The following is a 17,328-nucleotide window of genomic DNA, read 5'->3' on the forward strand; positions in this document are numbered from 1 at the left end:
ATAGCCAGTGCGCGGAGATACAGCGGTTCCGCTTGTTCATATTTCCCTTGTGCATAATACAGTTTAGCCAAATTATTCAAGATAGTAGCGACAGCGGGATGAACATTGCCCAGCACCTTCTCAAAAATAGCCAGAGTGCGGAGATACAGCGGTTCCGCTTGTTCATATTTCCCCTGTGCATAATACAGTGCAGCCAAATTATTCAAGCTATTGGCAACATCGGGATGAACATTACCCAGCACCTTCTTATAAATAGCCAATGCGCGGAGATACAGCGGTTCCGCTTGTTCATATTTCCCCTGTGCATAATACAGTTCAGCCAAATTATTTAAGCTAGAGGCGACAAGGGGATGTTCTTTGCCCAGCACTTTCTCTCGGATAGCCAATGCACGTTCTGCTAAGGGAATGGCAGTACTGTATTTACCTTCTTGATATAACTTTATTACCTGTTGATTCCGTTCCTCCGCCTGCTTTAACGCTGCTTGTTCCTCGGCTGAATAGGCAAGGGTTTGTTGTTGCGCTATTCCCTCAACTGACATACTTAAAACTAACCCTGTTGCGATCGCACCCGCCACCATCCAAGGTGCAAGACAGATACCCGCCGCATTAATCGCACTGAGTAATTTTTTCACAGTCAACTCACAAGCTTTTCGGTTTGGCTATGAAATAAATCATGCCGGATTCAGCACTTTCCGCAAAGTACTTGTGATAAAAGTCAAAAACCCTCTCATTCTCCTTTGCGTCTTTGCGCCTCTGCGTGAGATAAAACCACATCCCACAAAACTCAACGCAGAAAATTTCCTGACGCTTCTACCTCAAAACCTCACCTTTCACCCTTTGAACCTCAACGTTCGAGTAAAAAGGCTGAAACTTCACCCTCAGAACTCGAACGTTTACCCTTTGAACCTCAACGTTCGAGTAAAAAGGCTGAAACTTCACCCTCAGAACTCGAACGTTCACCCTTTAAACCTCAACGTTCGAGTAAAAAGGTTGAAACTTTACTCTCAGAACTCGAATATTTGACTACATAAGAAAATCTTTGGATGTTGGGTGGCGCTGTCGCTCCATCCAACCTACTATTTTTTGCGGAGATTTACTAGGTGTAATATTTATCTTCACCTACACCCTTACACCCTTACACCCAGCAACCTGATTACCAGACACGATATCATGGGGGCGATCGCACCTTGAACATGGTCGGGTTTCCCTGCCTCAGTTGAGGGCAAAATGATACTATTAATAGAGTTTCGATATTAAACGTAAAATAAAACTAAATCTTTAGTAGATTTATTTGATCTACGTTTTCTGCGTTTTTGAGTGAATTTTCATTTCCTACCCAACTGCAACCAAAAAAGCTGGGTTAGGTTAAATTCTTATAATCAATACCAAAGCTATATTTCCCATCCCCCTTGATTTAGTTCCATAACCGCCATGTTAAAACTCTTGTTGGGCGATCCCAACGCTCGTAAGCTGAAAAAATACCAACCTTATATCACGGAAATTAATCTCTTAGAGGAAGAAATTAAAGCTCTCTCTGATGATGATTTAAAAGGTAAAACAGGAGAATTCCAACAGCGACTCGCTAAAGGCGAAACGCTAGACGACATCCTACCCGAAGCCTTTGCCGTGGTGAGAGAAGCAGGACGGCGAGTCTTAGGATTGCGGCACTTTGATGTCCAGATGTTAGGCGGTATCATCCTACACACTGGACAAATTGCGGAAATGAAAACTGGGGAAGGTAAAACCCTGGTAGCAACCTTACCGAGTTATTTAAATGCTCTCACAGGTAAAGGCGTACACGTCGTTACTGTGAACGATTACCTAGCTCGCCGGGACGCAGAGTGGATGGGACAGGTGCATCGCTTCTTAGGGTTGAGTGTGGGACTAATTCAGGCGAGCATGAATCCCAGTGAACGCCAGAAGAACTATGAATGTGATATTACCTACGTTACCAATAGTGAAGTAGGCTTTGACTATCTGCGGGACAACATGTCCACTTCAATGGCTGATGTCGTACAACGTCCCTTTAACTATTGCGTAATTGACGAAGTAGACTCAATTCTGATTGATGAAGCGCGGACACCCCTGATTATTTCTGGTCAGGTAGAAAGACCAACAGAAAAATACTTGCAAGCAGAGGAAATCGCTCTCACCCTCAAAAAAGAAGAACATTACGAGGTAGACGAAAAAGCCCGTAACGTTTTGTTAACAGATGAAGGTTTTGCCGAAGCAGAAGAGCTTTTAGGTGTGACAGATTTATTTGACCCAGAAGATCCTTGGGCGCACTTTGTATTTAATGCACTTAAAGCCAAAGAACTGTTTTTAAAGGATGTTAACTATATTGTTCGCAATGGCGAAGTAGTCATCGTAGACGAATTTACTGGACGGGTGCTACCTGGAAGGCGGTGGAGTGATGGATTACACCAAGCCATTGAAGCCAAAGAACACGTAGAAATTCAACCAGAAACCCAAACTCTAGCAACCATTACTTATCAAAACTTGTTCTTGCTATATCCTAAACTGGGCGGGATGACAGGAACCGCTAAAACAGAAGAAGCTGAGTTTGAAAAAATTTACAAATTAGAAGTCAGCGTCATTCCCACCAACAGAATCAGAAGACGACAAGATTTGTCGGATATGGTGTTTAAAACAGAGGCGGGTAAGTGGCAAGCGATCGCCAGAGAATGTGCCGAAATGCACGAACTCGGCAGACCTGTATTAGTAGGAACCACTAGTGTAGAAAAGTCAGAATATCTCAGCCAACTGCTAAAACAAGCAGGCATTCCCCATGAGTTATTAAACGCTCGACCAGAAAACGTGGAACGGGAAGCAGAAATTGTGGCTCAGGCAGGGCGCAGAGGTGCTGTAACTATCGCTACTAACATGGCTGGTCGGGGTACAGACATCATCCTAGGTGGTAACTCCGAATACATGGCGCGTCTGAAGTTGCGTGAATATTTCATGCCGCGCATCGTCCAACCAGAAGACGAAGATGTCTTCGGTATCCAAAGGGCCAGCGGTACTATGCCCGCAGGACATGGTGGCGGCCAAGGTTTTACACCAGGGAAAAAAGTCAAAACTTGGAAAGCTTCACCAGAAATCTTCCCCACCCAACTGTCAAAAGCAACAGAACAACTACTTAAAGAAGCAGTAGATTTTGCAGTGCGGGAATATGGCGATCGCTCTTTACCAGAACTAGAAGCAGAAGATAAAGTCGCAGTAGCTGCCGAAAAAGCACCCACCACAGACCCAGTAATTCAGAGATTGCGGGAAGCATATAATCGTGTCAAACACGAATATGAAGAGTTTACCGACAGCGAACATAACAACGTCGTCGAAATCGGTGGTTTACACGTAATTGGCACAGAACGCCACGAATCACGGCGGATTGATAACCAGTTGCGGGGACGCGCCGGACGACAAGGCGACCCTGGTTCTACCAGATTTTTCCTCAGTTTAGAGGATAACTTATTGCGGATTTTTGGAGGCGATCGCGTTGCTGGCTTAATGAACGCCTTCCAAGTCGAAGAAGATATGCCTATTGAGTCGGGAATGCTAACCCGCAGCTTAGAAGGCGCACAGAAAAAAGTCGAAACTTACTACTACGACATCCGTAAACAGGTATTTGAGTACGACGAGGTAATGAACAACCAGCGTCGCGCCATCTACGCCGAACGCCGTCGGGTATTAGAAGGTCAAGACTTAAAAGAACAAGTCATTAAATATGCAGAAAAAACGATGGACGACATCGTTGACTATTACATCAACGCAGATCTACCTTCCGAAGAATGGGAGCTAGACAAACTTGTTGAGAAAGTCAAAGAATTCGTCTACTTGCTATCTGATATGCAGGCAAGTCAACTAGAAGACATGTCTGTCACGGAGATTAAGGCCTTCCTCCACGAACAGGTAAGAATTGCCTACGACATGAAAGAAGCGCAAATTGACCAAGTTCAACCAGGGTTAATGCGTCAAGCCGAACGCTTCTTCATCTTGCAACGCATTGATACTCTGTGGCGCGAACACCTGCAACAAATGGATGCTTTACGTGAGTCTGTAGGTTTGCGTGGTTATGGTCAAAAAGACCCACTGATTGAATATAAGAGCGAAGGTTATGAACTATTCCTCGATATGATGGTCAACATCCGCCGAGATGTAGTTTACTCCTTGTTCATGTTCCAACCGCAACCACAGCCAGTAGTGCAAACATCATCTGAGATGGTGTGATGAAGAGATAAAAAATAATTTCGCGCAAAGGCGCAAAGACGCAAAGAGTTTTCTGAGCGTCTTTGCGTTTTAATTTTAGTAGGGTGTGTTGTCGCGTAGCGCAACGCACCACCTTAAATTTTTTAAAACAATTAACTCCATAATCTGTAACCTGTCCCCTATCCCCTGTTACCTGTTATGTGAGTTACGATAGCTATTTTAATCATTTGACATGAAAAGAATAGAAGTCGAACAAAGAACCATTTTGATTGGTTTAGCAGGTAGTCACGGCTATGGCTTAAATCGTCCTGACTCAGATTTGGATTTTCGGGGAGTTTTTATTGCCCCCAAAAGATATTATTTGGGATTTGACAATATTGAACAAAAAGACGCTGGTTGGGATGAACCAGGGATATTTCCGTTTATTGATGGTAATAAAGATACAGTTATTTACGAATTAAGAAAAATTCTGCAATTATTAGCAGGGGCAAATCCTAATGTTTTGGAACTGCTGTGGTTGAATAAATATCCTGTACTAACTGAAGTTGGACAATATTTAATTAAACACAGAAATTTATTTTTAACCAAGAAAGTGAAGCACACTTATTCTGGTTATGCTTTTGCTCAAATCAAAAAGATGGAAACTCATCGCAAGTGGTTGTTAAATCCTCCACAAAAGAAACCGCTACCTGCTGATTTTGGGATAGAAGGTGAAGAACCACTGAGTAAAGATGAGCTAAACGCTTTTTTGGAGTATCTTTATATTTTAATTAGAGGGCGCATTGAATTTTTAGAAGAAGCAGAGCAATTATATAAATTACTCACAGCAGATATTGATTTTAAGGGGGTGTTGAAACAATATACTTTACCCACTGAAACTTTAGAATATACCGAAAATTTAACTCATGGTCGTAATGACTTTATTCGGCTGCTGCAAAAAAGTCAAAGCTATCAAATTGCTTTACGAGAATGGAAAGCATATTTATCTTGGCAAGAAAATCGCAATCCAGTGAGAGCCGAAATGGAAAAACAGTCTGGGTATGACCTCAAACATGGAATGCACTGTATTAGATTACTCCGCAGTGGCTTAGAAATATTGCAGCAAGGAGAAGTAATTGTTGATAGAAGAATTGCTGGCGATGTTGATGATTTAAAAGCCATTCTCCAGGGAAAATATAGTTATGAACAGGTGATGCAGATGGCAGAGGATTTAGTCGCCCAAATGGATGCTGTTTATGAAACATCAACTCTGCCTCATAAACCTGACTTAGAACAAATTAATCAATTATGTATTGAACTCGTAGAAATGCAAGGATGGAGTTAGTTATTTGTCATTTGTCCTTAGTTTATTAACTGTCTGGTACTTTGCTATTGACCATTGACCATTGACCATTGACTAACTTACAGAAAATCCACAAAACCGTAGAGGCTGATGACAAGTAATAATAAGGCAATAAGGCGAGAAATTCTTGCTTGCGGTGAAGGTGCGATCGCTTCTCGGACTAACATAGAAATAGCTGCTCCAATGGCATAACTCAGACATAAGAGCATATAAGGTAATTCTTGCGTAACTCCCCAAATACCGAGCAGCAATAATGTCAGACATAACATGACAAACTCGATAAAGTGGGCTGGTTCATGTTGGCTAGACAAAAACAGACTGTTTAACCAAAAATGCCAAAATCTCATACTCAGTAAATCAGATGAATTTCAGGGCGCAAAACTATGCGCCCCTACTTTTTACTTTCAGGGAAAATTAGCGCACACCAGTTTTAATTTGTCCTGTGCCGTTTTTCTTTGCAGAATCTTCTTCTGGCAACTCTACACCAAAGACACGAGCAAAAACTTTTTCCACTTTGTAGCCAGAGTCAATTGACTCTAGCGGGTCTTTCCGCAACCTGTGACGCAAGCACAAAGTAATCACCCGTCGGATATCATTAAGGGTGACTTCGGTACGTCCTTCATAAGCGGCTAATGCTTTGGCTGCACGGTTTGTTACAATATCACCCCGCAAACCATCCACATCTAACTCAGAACAAACTTCCGAAATTTTCACCCGCAAATCATAGTCAATTTTGACTTCTCGCAACAGAGTTTGAGCATTGACAACTTTCTGCTGGAGTGCTTCTTGCTCAGTTTGATGCTGTTGCAAAAATTCTGGCGGATTTTGGTCAAATTCCGAGCGCTGTTCCACAATTTGCACCCGCAAAGCAGGTTCTTTCACCGTGTGAATTTCAGCGTGCATCCCAAAACGGTCGAGTAACTGAGGACGCAATTCGCCTTCTTCTGGGTTTCCAGAACCAACAAGGACAAACCGCGCTGGGTGGCGGATGGAAATTCCTTCCCGTTCTACAGTGTTCCAGCCACTAGCAGCGGAGTCGAGTAACACATCTACAAGGTGGTCATCAAGCAAGTTGACTTCATCCACGTAGAGAATGCCTCGGTTAGCTTTAGCCAGCAGCCCTGGTTCAAAGGCTTTCACCCCCTCAGACAAAGCTTTTTCGATGTCGATAGTGCCGCATACCCGGTCTTCTGTGGCTCCTAATGGTAGGTCTACCATCTGGACTTTCCTGTGGTCTACGGGAATATCCGCACCTTGTTCTAGTTGTTGGCGGACTTCATCGCTCATCAGGTCGGTGTCGTTGGGGTGACTGTTGAAGGGGTCATTAGCAACTACAGGGATTTCTGGCAACAAATCCGCTAACGCCCGGATAGTTGTTGTCTTGCCGGTGCCGCGATCGCCCATAATCATGACACCACCGATTTTGGGGTCAATCACGTTCAAAAGCAGCGCCAGTTTCATTTCTTCCTGGCCTACAATTGCCGTAAATGGAAATACCACGCGACGCGCACTTGCCGTGGATTGAGCAGTTGGAGTCACTAAATTACCTTAACAATATTTTTTTATTACAGTTCTTTATTGTGCCACAGTTGGGGGCGGGGGAATAGGGAACAAGCGAAGAGGGAATCGATGAAATCACTCCGCGTACCTCCGCATTACCCTTCGCGTACCTCTGCGTTTAAAACTATAGAATAGAAAAACAGTATATCTAACACCAAGCTAATTAAGCACAATTCCCATGACCATTTCTAAACGCCGCTATCACATTACTACCTTCGGTTGTCAAATGAATAAAGCCGACTCAGAGCGCATGGCTGGCATTTTAGAAGACATGGGCTTTGAGTTTTCCGAAGATCCGAATAATGCAGATGTAATTCTCTACAACACCTGCACCATTCGAGATAATGCCGAGCAGAAAGTCTATTCTTACCTCGGTAGACAAGCCAAGCGCAAACACGAAAAAGCAGATTTAACCTTGGTAGTTGCAGGTTGTGTTGCTCAACAAGAAGGCGAAGCACTATTGCGCCGTGTCCCAGAATTAGATTTAGTTATGGGGCCACAACACGCCAACCGTCTCAAAGATTTGCTGGAATCAGTATTTGAAGGCAATCAAGTTGTCGCCACTGAAGCAGTCCATATTATGGAAGATATCACCCAACCTCGACGAGATAGTCAAGTGACGGCTTGGGTGAATGTAATTTATGGCTGTAATGAACGCTGTACTTACTGCGTAGTTCCTAACGTGCGCGGTGTGGAACAGTCCCGCACACCAGAAGCCATTCGTGCAGAAATGGTAGAGTTAGGGCGACAAGGTTATAAAGAAGTAACTTTGCTTGGTCAAAATATTGACGCTTACGGTAGAGATTTACCCGGAGTAACTCCAGAAGGACGACATCTGCACACCTTTACAGATTTGCTTTATTACGTCCATGATGTACCGGGAGTGGAACGCTTACGATTTGCTACCAGCCACCCCCGTTATTTCACAGAAAGACTAATTAAAGCTTGTGCAGAATTGCCTAAAGTTTGCGAACACTTCCACATTCCCTTTCAATCTGGGGATAACGAACTCTTAAAAGCAATGTCACGGGGTTATACCCACGAAAAATATCGGCGAATTATTGATACGATTCGCAAGTATATGCCAGATGCTTCAATTAGTGGCGATGCGATCGTCGGTTTCCCTGGTGAAACAGAAGCACAGTTTGAAAATACCTTGAAACTGGTAGAAGATATTGGTTTTGACCTATTGAACACCGCCGCCTATTCTCCTCGTCCAGGAACACCCGCCGCATTGTGGGAAAATCAACTGAGCGAAGAAGTAAAAAGCGATCGCCTACAAAGATTAAACCATTTAGTGAATATTAAAGCAGCAGAGCGATCGCAGCGTTACTTCGGCCGCATCGAAGAAGTATTAGTCGAAGACCAAAATTCCAAAGATCCAACCCAAGTCATGGGACGCACACGCGGCAATCGTCTCACATTTTTTACAGGCGATATTAATGAATTAAAAGGGCAATTGGTAAAAGTTAAAATTACCGAAGTTCGCGCTTTTAGCTTGACTGGCGAACCGATAGAAGTACGGCAACCTTTGACAGTTTAAACGGAATGTACACCACACTGAAAATAATTGTTTGTGGAGTCTTAATTTAATGCCAGACTTATTGCAAAGAATCACAGTCAACCCGAAACAGTGTGGTGGCCGTCCGTTTATTCGAGGTATGAGAATCCGAAGATGCGATCGCTTCATTTAACATCTTTATTCCATTATTTCACAAGCGATCGCTCGACACTCATCAAATCACCCAGGCGCACAAACACACTATCTAACAGCGTTTGCACCACTCGCGGAATACCGACAAGAACTATATCGGCTTTTTTCAGTAATAAGGCAAAGTACAGTAAATTAGTTGGCATTCCTTCGTGGTTAACTTTGCCATCAAGTGCGATCGCTAAATTGCGTTTTGAAGATTACGAACGTCATACAAAACGCCGCAATTAGGAAAAAACTTAGACGAGTCAAAAATGAACCAGTAGAGTTCAACTAGAAAAAGCTATCTTTTTATACTAAAATTTTGCTTGGATACGCCTAAAATTTTTAACCAAAAATGACAATTATCAAATCATTGCAAAAACGCAATCTTTATCGTTTTGATCCTATTGCATGTTTATTACTAGAAGAATTTAAGCTTTCTCCTTTTAGTTTAGGGCTATTAGGCATTGTCATCGGTAGTGGAATTTTTTTAATTACAGCTTGGGTCAGTAATACATTATGGTTGCCACCTGGACAAAAAGGACTGCTCCAGGATGTTTTTCCTTGGATATGGGTAATATTAATTAATCCTGTTGTTTTGGGTTATTATTTATGGAGTTTTCAGGCTATAGATGCTGTAATTCAGGAGCTTGAAGAATCTAATGTCTTAGAAATTGATGAATCAGAAATTCAAGCAATAAATCAGATTATTTTCAATGCTTATAAACCTCAATGGCGGAAATTTTCTGCCTTTAGTAGTGCTGTGATTTTTAGTATCTTTGTTTTTGTAACTCGGTTTGGTTTGAAAAATAGTTGGAGTAGTTCACACCCTCTAACAATTTTAATGATTACCAGCGCTACTTTGATATTGGTATATGTAGGTAGTGTCTTGATTATCAATCTTATTACTAATATATGGATACTTCATGGCATCTTAAAAAGAGCATTAAATGAGAAAGATTTTAATGTTAATCCTCTGCATCCTGACCGATGTGGTGGACTTCGTTGTTTGAGTGATTATGCAATTAAAACTGCGTATTTAGCTGCCGTTTTAGGTATGATGGTTGGCTTTATTGAGTATCAGTTCATCACGCGAGGCACTGGACAAAATTTATGGTATGTTCACTTAATTATTCCTATAGATATTTTATTATCTATTGTATGTTTCTTCGGCCCTTTAGTAGCGGCTCATAGAGGTATGAAGAAAGCAAAAGAAGAACTTTTACACGAAATTGCGCGGCAATTTCAAGCCGATTATACCCAGATTCATGCCAGTCTTACTGGTGATGCCGAAACTCTCAAACAGGGTACAGAAAAAATTAAAAACTTACGAGCTTTTTACTCTTTAACTGATAAATTCCCAGTTTGGCCTTTTGATATTCAAACTTTTCGTCAGTTCTTGCTAACTGTTTCTGCACCACTACTACCTCTTGTAATTGGTGTAGTTCAGAAATTGCTCCCAATACTACTTAAGAAATGGGGCATTAATTTTAGCTAGAAATTTATTTATGGGACAGTAAATTTAAGAATTATGATTGAGCAATACTAGCTGATCTAATTGATACTGCATTTTACTCACAACCAATTCGTAGCATTCATCAACATAAGTGCGATCGCTTGCAGCTTCCCTACCATAGCGTTCAAATAGAATCGGTGGACAAACTTGTGTATGGATAGATACCGGGAACGGAATATTGGGCAGTGGGCCAATGGCTAATCCCCAAGGCCAACCCAAGTAAATCGGAAATACCACCGGATCAATATCTAACAGCCAAGGCATTCCCCATTCATGAAATTGGTTGAGAATTTTGTAGATATCCGCCAAGACAATCAAAGTATCATGCGCCCCCGCAGAAATTACTGGTACAATCGGCACGTTTTCCCGCAGTGCCAGTTTAATAAATCCTTGTCTGCCAGCAAAATAAATTTTATTTCTTAAATAATGGGGTCGAAACACATCTTCTGCTCCACCAGGATAAACCAGCACACTCGCACCAGAACGCAAAGCAGAGTATGCCATCTTCGGATGAGCGATGATAGCTCCCATTTTGGCAGCCAGTTGTGCCAGAGGTGGCGCAACCTCCCAAACTCTTGGGTGCATTAAACCATATATTGGTTGCTCCACACCAAAACGTTGAAACCAGTCGTACATCATCATCAACATATCAGGGGCTGCGAGTCCGCCATTATGAGAACCCACAAACAGGACTTTTTGCTGAGGTGAGACATGATGCCAACCGCTAGTTTGTACCCGAAAATAGTGACGATATAACAAGCCCAAGAGAGGCATCATGGATTTGATGAACTTTGGATCTCGCTCATCCAAAGACCAACCGAGTTTTTTTTCCAAGGTATGTTGCTTTTGTAACATTCAAAAATATTAACAGTATTGATAAAAGTCTGACCGAGCCTTTTAAATGGGCAATAGGTAGTAGGAAATTTACTCACTATTCCCTGTTCCCTTTGAAGAGGCTTTTTTTGTGCTGATAAAACAAACATACCTAAATATGCGACAATTTTGGCTCGTTTTTAAATTGCAGAATATTTTGTAAGGGCAAGGAAAATATAGCAACTCCAGCAGGTTGTGATACGCTATCTGCGATAGGAGTGTAGAGGTACCGAAAATGACTAAGCTAAGGGTGGGATTGCTATTTGGCGGACGTTCTGGAGAACATGAAGTGTCGATTAGTTCGGCAAGAGCGATCGCTAAAGCTTTAAGTGCAGAGCAAAATGCTAATAAGTACGAAATCCTGCCTTTCTACATTCAAAAAGATGGACGTTGGTTAGCTGGGGATGCACCACAACAAGTATTAGGTTCTGGTAAACCTTTACTGGAGTCCGAAAATGCTACCAACCCACAGCAAAGTCAACTCACCAATTCCCAAACCAAAACCCTGGAACGTTGGCAATCTCCTTCCCAAGTTGCAGAAGTGGATGTGTGGTTTCCCATTCTCCACGGCCCCAACGGGGAAGATGGCACAATTCAAGGTTTGCTGACGTTAATGCAAGTCCCCTTTGTGGGTTCTGGGGTCTTAGGTTCGGCACTAGGAATGGATAAAATTGCTATGAAAATGGCATTTGAGCAAGCCGGATTACCCCAAGTTAAATATAAAGCGTTAACAAGAGCGCAAGTTTGGTCAAATCCCTGCGTATTCCCCAAATTGTGCGATGAGATAGAAGCGACATTGGGCTATCCCTGTTTTGTCAAACCTGCTAACTTGGGTTCATCAGTAGGAATTGCCAAAGTGCGATCGCGCTCAGAATTAGAAACTGCACTCGACCAAGCCGCCAGCTACGACCGCCGCATCATTGTTGAGGCGGGAGTGGTCGCTAGAGAAGTAGAATGTGCCGTATTAGGTAACGACCAACCCCAAGCCTCAGTTGTTGGTGAAATTACCTTTGACAGTGATTTTTACGACTATGAAACTAAATACACCGAAGGTAGAGCCGGGTTACTAATTCCCTCACCGCTTCCAGACCAGATCAGCCGTCAAATTCAAGATATGGCATTACAAGCCTTTGCAGCCGTTGATGCAGCTGGATTAGCCAGAGTAGATTTTTTCTATGTAGAAGCGACTGGAGAAATATTAATTAACGAAATCAATACCTTACCTGGCTTTACTGCTACTAGTATGTATCCTCAACTTTGGTCTCATAGCGGTGTTGCTTTTCCTGACTTGGTAGATAAATTAATACAACTAGCGTTAGAAAGACATTCTGGGAAAAGCGCTGAGTGAGCTAATTGTGAATACTAGTTGGGAGATAAATTTATTAGAAGTATGGATTTTTAAAGAAAAGATGAGATTTAGTCGCTAATAAGTTAGACAGGAGCAGCTTTATGCCAAAATCTGGCTATAGATACTTGATAACTTACTTCTTAAGTATAATCATGTCTCTGAACGGGTATACATCTCAAATTGATCATGGAAAATAATAAAAATGTCAACCATGAGCCAACCCAACTGATAAAACCCAATCTCAAATCGACAAAGACTAAATTGGGTTCAAACGGTCGCTCAAACATTTTGATTGCTCTATTGGCACAGCATCCTCTGGTGTTGTTAAGTGGAGTTTTTACAATGGTTATGGGTACAGCTACTGTGGCATTTTACAGCCTCAGTCACGTTGACAGTGTAAAACAGGCAGATACAGAGTTAATGCCAGTGATCATAGAAGCACCAATTGCAAATGAACGTAGCAATCCCACACCTTTATGGATGGTAATGGCGATCGCACTCAGTTGTGGTAGTGGTTGCTATGTAATTTTTCGGTTGCTTAACCCAACCCAGGCTCATAATTTTCCAAAACGTGCCTACAATCGTCAAAAAGCTTTAAAATCACTGCCACAACCAATATGGGAGCCACAAACATCCCAGAATCTGCCAGCATTTGTACCTTTACAACCACTTTCAGTAAAAAGCAAAACTTTGGTTGAAGTTCTACCACCAACACACCAATATCGCCTAGATAAAGGCAAAGAATCACTAGCCGACTTGATGGATATTCGCAAAGAAAACTCTTTGCCAGCACTTTTACAAAAGTATTAGGCGTTGCTGAATGAAGGGATGAATAGATTCATGTAGGTACAATTTGATACTTTAAGTAATGAAGTAATAATTTAATTGAGTACCTCAGCATTTGTTCTGACTTAGAATAGCATAAAGTTTTTCGATGAAGACGTGCGAGATAATGACGTAACCGAGTATTTTCATTTTCCACGCGCGTCATATATGTTTTACTCACAATTTGGTCTCCATCGGGTATAAAACTTGGGTAAACTTTCCAGCCATCCGTCACATAAAAATAGCTTTTCCACTGTTCAACAATTTCCCATAATGGCTCAAAGATTTCAGCACTATGGTCTCCTAAAACCCAGGCTAAAATGCCTTGAGTAAAGTGATTTACTGCTGTCCATAACCAGATTTTGTTTTTTTTGAACCTATAAATGTCTCTAATTCATCTAGTTCTCCAACTTCTGGGACAGCATCGTCTTTTGGTACGTCTGGTAGCTTTTCTCCTAGTTGTTTGACCCAATAAATGATAGTAGTATGATGAACACCTTTAACCCGCTCAATACCGCGGAAACCCATACCATTAAGGTACATTTTTAGACATTCTTGTTTTAGCTCCTCTGAGTATCCTTTTGGTGGCTCGTACACGTCAATAAATTGGCGCTCGCAGTTAGTGCAAATGTGATTTTGTTTACCTCTTCGCTTTCCGTTTTTACGAATTTTCTGAGATCCGCAGTATGGACATTGCACAGTACATAACCTCAATTCATCCCTCTATTATGCAACGCCAAGTATTAATGTTGCCATAATACAAAAACTTTTGAAATAAAACATTTGATGATAGGGGGACAGCATTGCTGTCCCCCTATCATCTTGAGCCGATTTAATTTATTAACGATAACCATGATAGGTTTTTAAGTCTTTTCCCTGCTGTTGATTAAAAACCTGCCAAAATGGCAACACAAGGCAAATTAACTGAGTTAAATTTATCAAAGATAAACGACTTCAAGGGTTTTGTTATCAGGGGCTACCGAGCAAATCAAGTACCAAATTAATTGTTTATTATCATAGAGATTTAATATCAAATTAGAGATAATTAATTGGAGAGAAATTCATTAATTAATTAGGCTTTACATTTGCTACAACCGGGATTCAATATGTATAAATATTGCTATTTTCGTACAACTTAGCCCCCTAAATAAAAGGGCAATGTTTGTACATATTCCTGGACTCTACAGTAGCAAATGTTGAGTGGGAGAATTAGGCGCTTGATATGCCTACTCCCACTCTTTTTTTATACCAACAGAAATCAGGAGTCAGTCTCCTATCCTCTGTTATGTAATCGCTGCCAAGTTAGTTCTTGGGTTGTCTCATGCCAATGCCAACGTAGTAAACTAGCTTGTTGACCGGGAGAAATTACAGGTAAATTGATAGCTTTTCTGGGTGCATCCGTAGCTAAAGCGATCGCTCTTTCGACATCACAAATTCCCCACTTCACCAAATTCTGCACTCCCACAAATAATGGCAAAGTTGTCCCTGTTAATGTGCCATCTAGTAGCCGGGCTGTACCACGTTTAACCTCGATATGTCGGCTGTCCCAAGGATATACGCCATCGGGTAAACCCAAGGGTGCTAAGGCATCGCTGACTAAGAATAGTTCTTGAGTTGCCCGCAAGAGAATTTTGAGCATTGTTGGCGCAACATGTTGTCCGTCGGCAATAAAGCCACACATCACATCGGGATTGGTAATTGCTGCTCCTAATAATCCCGGTTCGCGGTGGTGTAACGGTGGCATAGCATTGAAAGCATGAGTCACCATTGTTGCGCCCAAATCAAAGGCTTCTTGGGATTGGTCAGCGGTTGCCTGAGAATGTCCTAAGCTGACGGTGATGCCTAAAGAATGCAAATATGCTATGACCTCGCCGCTAGGGTCTAACTCTGGCGCTAGGGTAATAATTTTGACAGTCGAGGCATAATTGCCCAACACTCTTTTAACTTCCTCAATTGTCAAAGGTAAGAGATATTCTGCTGGATGTGCGCCACGTTTCCCATAATTCAAAAATGGCCCTTCTAGATGTACACCCAGAATTTCTGCGCCAACTGTTGAACTAGAAGCAAAATCAGCAATGATAGCAAGCGATCGCTGAAAATTTTCTACCGAAGTTGTTACTAATGTCGGGACATAAGCATCAACCCCAACATCCCACAAATATTGGGAAATTTTTGGCAGCATATAGGCATTTTCGGCTGTTAATTCGGGAAATGCCAAACCTAAAGCCCCGTTAATCTGTAAATCAACACCACCTAACGAAATCCAGTCACCAGCTACATCCCATATTTGTACATCGGGGTGAGGAACTCGTTTGCATACCGTATTCATTGGCAAGATTTGCTCAATCACACCTTCGTGGTTAACTAAGAGCATTTGTAAATCTTGATAACCAGGTACACGCGCATTGATAATATCTACATTTGAAGCGATGGGTTTGTGTGTTGCTTGGGTCATCACCTTGGACTGAAAGTAGCTAAGTCTAACGGAACTTACGCCCAAAGAATGTTGTTGGAGAACGGGTTTGGGGGGGTCTGGGTTTAGGGGTGTAAGGGTTTTGAACACCTACACTCTTACACCCTCATACTCTTACACCCTTCTCTCAAACTTGAATTTTTCGTTTTCTTGCGTAAGTCTTATCTAAGTCTGACACGATTGTAAATCTCGCAATCAGCCTTTAATCCAAAATCTAAAATCTAAAATCCAAAATTCTATGTCTCCCCTTGTCGGTATTATCATGGGCAGCGATTCTGATTTGCCCACTATGAAAGATGCGATCGCCGTTTGTGCAGAGTTTGGTGTAGAAACAGAAGTAGCGATCGTTTCTGCCCATCGTACCCCAGAACGGATGGTGCAATATGCTCAAACAGCACATCAACGTGGCATTAAAGTAATTATTGCTGGTGCTGGTGGTGCGGCTCATCTCCCAGGTATGGTAGCCTCCCTGACACCTTTACCTGTAATTGGTGTACCTGTTGCCACCCGGAATTTACAAGGTGTTGATTCTTTATATTCTATTGTCCAAATGCCAGCAGGTATCCCAGTTGCAACAGTAGCCATTGGTAATGCGAAGAATGCTGGTTTGTTAGCGGTGCAAATTCTCGCTACTCATCAACCAGATTTACTCGCAAAAGTGCAGAAATACCGCCAATCTCTATCGGAATTGGTGATGACAAAGCAAGCAAAGTTAGAGCAGCTAGGTTATGAACAATATTTAAAAGAGGAACTTTAACCACAGATAAAGGGTGTGGGAGGGTGGAGTAAGCTGGTGTGCGTTCAAGTTGCAAATTCTCTGGTTGAGACTGTCATTAGTCACTTGTCCTGAGCGAAGCCGAAGTATTTGTCCCTTCTTGTCAATACAAATGACCAAGGACAACCTTTACGCGTGATTCTGTAATTTAGACGTGTTTTTGCTTGTAAGAGTTGGATAGACTTTTACCACCCTTGTATTTAAGTAATGATTGTGACAAAAAAAATTAAGTAACAGTTGATTAATTTTTTTTATAAAAATTTAATATTATTTTTGCATTTTATTTACCAATGAGTATAAATCCATTCTCTGTAATGGATTTAGTTTTTTGCTCTCATTAATTTCAGAGTAGTAAAAAAACAGTTATCAAAAAACAGTATCTAAAGATACAGAATTACCTTTTTGATAAATAGAGAATCAGTCAAATTTATTTGTGAATTCACCAATGTTTACAACAGGAAGTATTTGAATAATTCCTGTCAGGTAATTTTTTGTAAGTTCACAGTAGCAAACTTGCAGTAGTCTGAATGAATTGTGCAAATGATGTGCCGCTGTCTGCTTAATTTTTTACCCGCATTGTATTGACAATTGCCAGCAGTTAAGCACACCAAGTCAAATAATTCCAAGATTAAAGATTAAGTGAAGGAGACTTGACTGTTTCGGGTAATACATAATAATTTCTTAAGGATAACAGCAAAAAATATTTACAAGAGTTTA

General features: G+C 41.6%; 14 protein-coding genes and 1 pseudogene. 8 read left to right on the forward strand and 7 right to left on the reverse strand.

Going from position 1 to position 17,328, the window contains the following annotated elements; all coding sequences use genetic code 11:
* A partial coding sequence (locus tag NCWK1_RS27315) for a tetratricopeptide repeat protein (protein ID WP_245895002.1) occupies positions 1-632 on the reverse strand: 632 nt, incomplete at its 3' end.
* Between the two features lie 799 nt (positions 633-1,431).
* On the opposite strand from NCWK1_RS27315, the gene secA reads away from it, so the two are divergent.
* A complete protein-coding gene (gene secA, locus NCWK1_RS27320; protein WP_103126857.1) occupies positions 1,432-4,227 on the forward strand; it encodes a preprotein translocase subunit SecA in 2,796 nt (931 codons plus the stop codon).
* 211 nt (positions 4,228-4,438) lie between these two features.
* Positions 4,439-5,530 (forward strand): nucleotidyltransferase domain-containing protein, encoded by a 1,092-nt coding sequence (locus NCWK1_RS27325; protein ID WP_103126858.1) that lies wholly within the window; start codon positions 4,439-4,441, stop codon positions 5,528-5,530.
* 77 nt (positions 5,531-5,607) lie between these two features.
* Here the strand turns inward: NCWK1_RS27325 and NCWK1_RS27330 are convergent, their stop codons facing one another.
* Together NCWK1_RS27330 and bchI are read right to left on the reverse strand one after the other, a co-directional pair.
* The gene (locus tag NCWK1_RS27330) at positions 5,608-5,895 is read right to left on the reverse strand and encodes a hypothetical protein (protein WP_103126859.1); all 288 of its coding nucleotides are present in this window, start codon (positions 5,893-5,895) and stop codon (positions 5,608-5,610) included.
* Positions 5,896-5,962: 67 nt separating this feature from the next.
* The gene (bchI, locus tag NCWK1_RS27335) at positions 5,963-7,087 is read right to left on the reverse strand and encodes a magnesium chelatase ATPase subunit I (RefSeq protein ID WP_096583599.1); all 1,125 of its coding nucleotides are present in this window, start codon (positions 7,085-7,087) and stop codon (positions 5,963-5,965) included.
* Between the two features lie 199 nt (positions 7,088-7,286).
* Here bchI and miaB point away from each other — a divergent pair, with 199 nt between their 5' ends.
* Positions 7,287-8,651, forward strand: a complete 1,365-nt coding sequence (gene miaB, locus NCWK1_RS27340; protein WP_103126860.1) for a tRNA (N6-isopentenyl adenosine(37)-C2)-methylthiotransferase MiaB — start codon at positions 7,287-7,289, stop codon at positions 8,649-8,651.
* Between the two features lie 49 nt (positions 8,652-8,700).
* Positions 8,701-8,790, forward strand: a pseudogene (locus tag NCWK1_RS27345) (DUF433 domain-containing protein); the annotation flags it as partial.
* Between the two features lie 25 nt (positions 8,791-8,815).
* On the opposite strand, the gene NCWK1_RS27350 reads toward NCWK1_RS27345, so the two are convergent.
* Positions 8,816-8,965 carry a hypothetical protein gene (locus tag NCWK1_RS27350; protein WP_187308260.1) on the reverse strand — a complete coding sequence of 50 codons (150 nt, stop codon included), beginning with the start codon at positions 8,963-8,965 and terminating at the stop codon, positions 8,816-8,818.
* A gap of 191 nt (positions 8,966-9,156) precedes the next feature.
* Here NCWK1_RS27350 and NCWK1_RS27355 point away from each other — a divergent pair, with 191 nt between their 5' ends.
* Positions 9,157-10,299 carry a hypothetical protein gene (locus NCWK1_RS27355; RefSeq protein ID WP_245895003.1) on the forward strand — a complete coding sequence of 381 codons (1,143 nt, stop codon included), beginning with the start codon at positions 9,157-9,159 and terminating at the stop codon, positions 10,297-10,299.
* Positions 10,300-10,323: 24 nt separating this feature from the next.
* On the opposite strand, the gene NCWK1_RS27360 is transcribed toward NCWK1_RS27355, so the two are convergent.
* Positions 10,324-11,172 (reverse strand): lysophospholipid acyltransferase family protein, encoded by an 849-nt coding sequence (locus tag NCWK1_RS27360; RefSeq protein WP_103126862.1) that lies wholly within the window; start codon positions 11,170-11,172, stop codon positions 10,324-10,326.
* Positions 11,173-11,425: 253 nt separating this feature from the next.
* Here NCWK1_RS27360 and NCWK1_RS27365 point away from each other — a divergent pair, with 253 nt between their 5' ends.
* Together NCWK1_RS27365 and NCWK1_RS27370 are read left to right on the forward strand one after the other, a co-directional pair.
* Positions 11,426-12,538 (forward strand): D-alanine--D-alanine ligase family protein, encoded by a 1,113-nt coding sequence (locus tag NCWK1_RS27365; RefSeq protein ID WP_103126863.1) that lies wholly within the window; start codon positions 11,426-11,428, stop codon positions 12,536-12,538.
* Positions 12,539-12,724: 186 nt separating this feature from the next.
* On the forward strand, positions 12,725-13,348 hold the full coding sequence (locus tag NCWK1_RS27370) for a hypothetical protein (RefSeq protein WP_103126864.1): 624 nt from the start codon (positions 12,725-12,727) through the stop codon (positions 13,346-13,348).
* A 28-nt stretch (positions 13,349-13,376) separates the two neighbouring features.
* On the opposite strand, the gene NCWK1_RS27375 is transcribed toward NCWK1_RS27370, so the two are convergent.
* Positions 13,377-14,062, reverse strand: a protein-coding gene (locus NCWK1_RS27375; protein ID WP_103126466.1) for an IS1 family transposase whose coding sequence is annotated in 2 segments (ribosomal slippage) — positions 13,377-13,723 and positions 13,723-14,062 — 687 coding nt in all. Because the reading frame shifts where the segments join, the coding sequence is not laid out codon by codon here.
* Positions 14,063-14,636: 574 nt separating this feature from the next.
* Positions 14,637-15,818: an N-acetylglucosamine-6-phosphate deacetylase gene (nagA, locus tag NCWK1_RS27380; RefSeq protein ID WP_103126865.1), complete on the reverse strand. Its 1,182-nt coding sequence runs from the start codon at positions 15,816-15,818 to the stop codon at positions 14,637-14,639.
* A gap of 256 nt (positions 15,819-16,074) precedes the next feature.
* Between nagA and purE the strand changes: the two genes are divergently transcribed.
* On the forward strand, positions 16,075-16,593 hold the full coding sequence (gene purE / locus NCWK1_RS27385) for a 5-(carboxyamino)imidazole ribonucleotide mutase (protein ID WP_096583579.1): 519 nt from the start codon (positions 16,075-16,077) through the stop codon (positions 16,591-16,593).
* The last annotated feature ends 735 nt before the right edge of the window (positions 16,594-17,328 follow it).

It is taken from the genome of Nostoc cycadae WK-1 (genome assembly GCF_002897135.1).
GTDB lineage: Bacteria > Cyanobacteriota > Cyanobacteriia > Cyanobacteriales > Nostocaceae > Nostoc_B.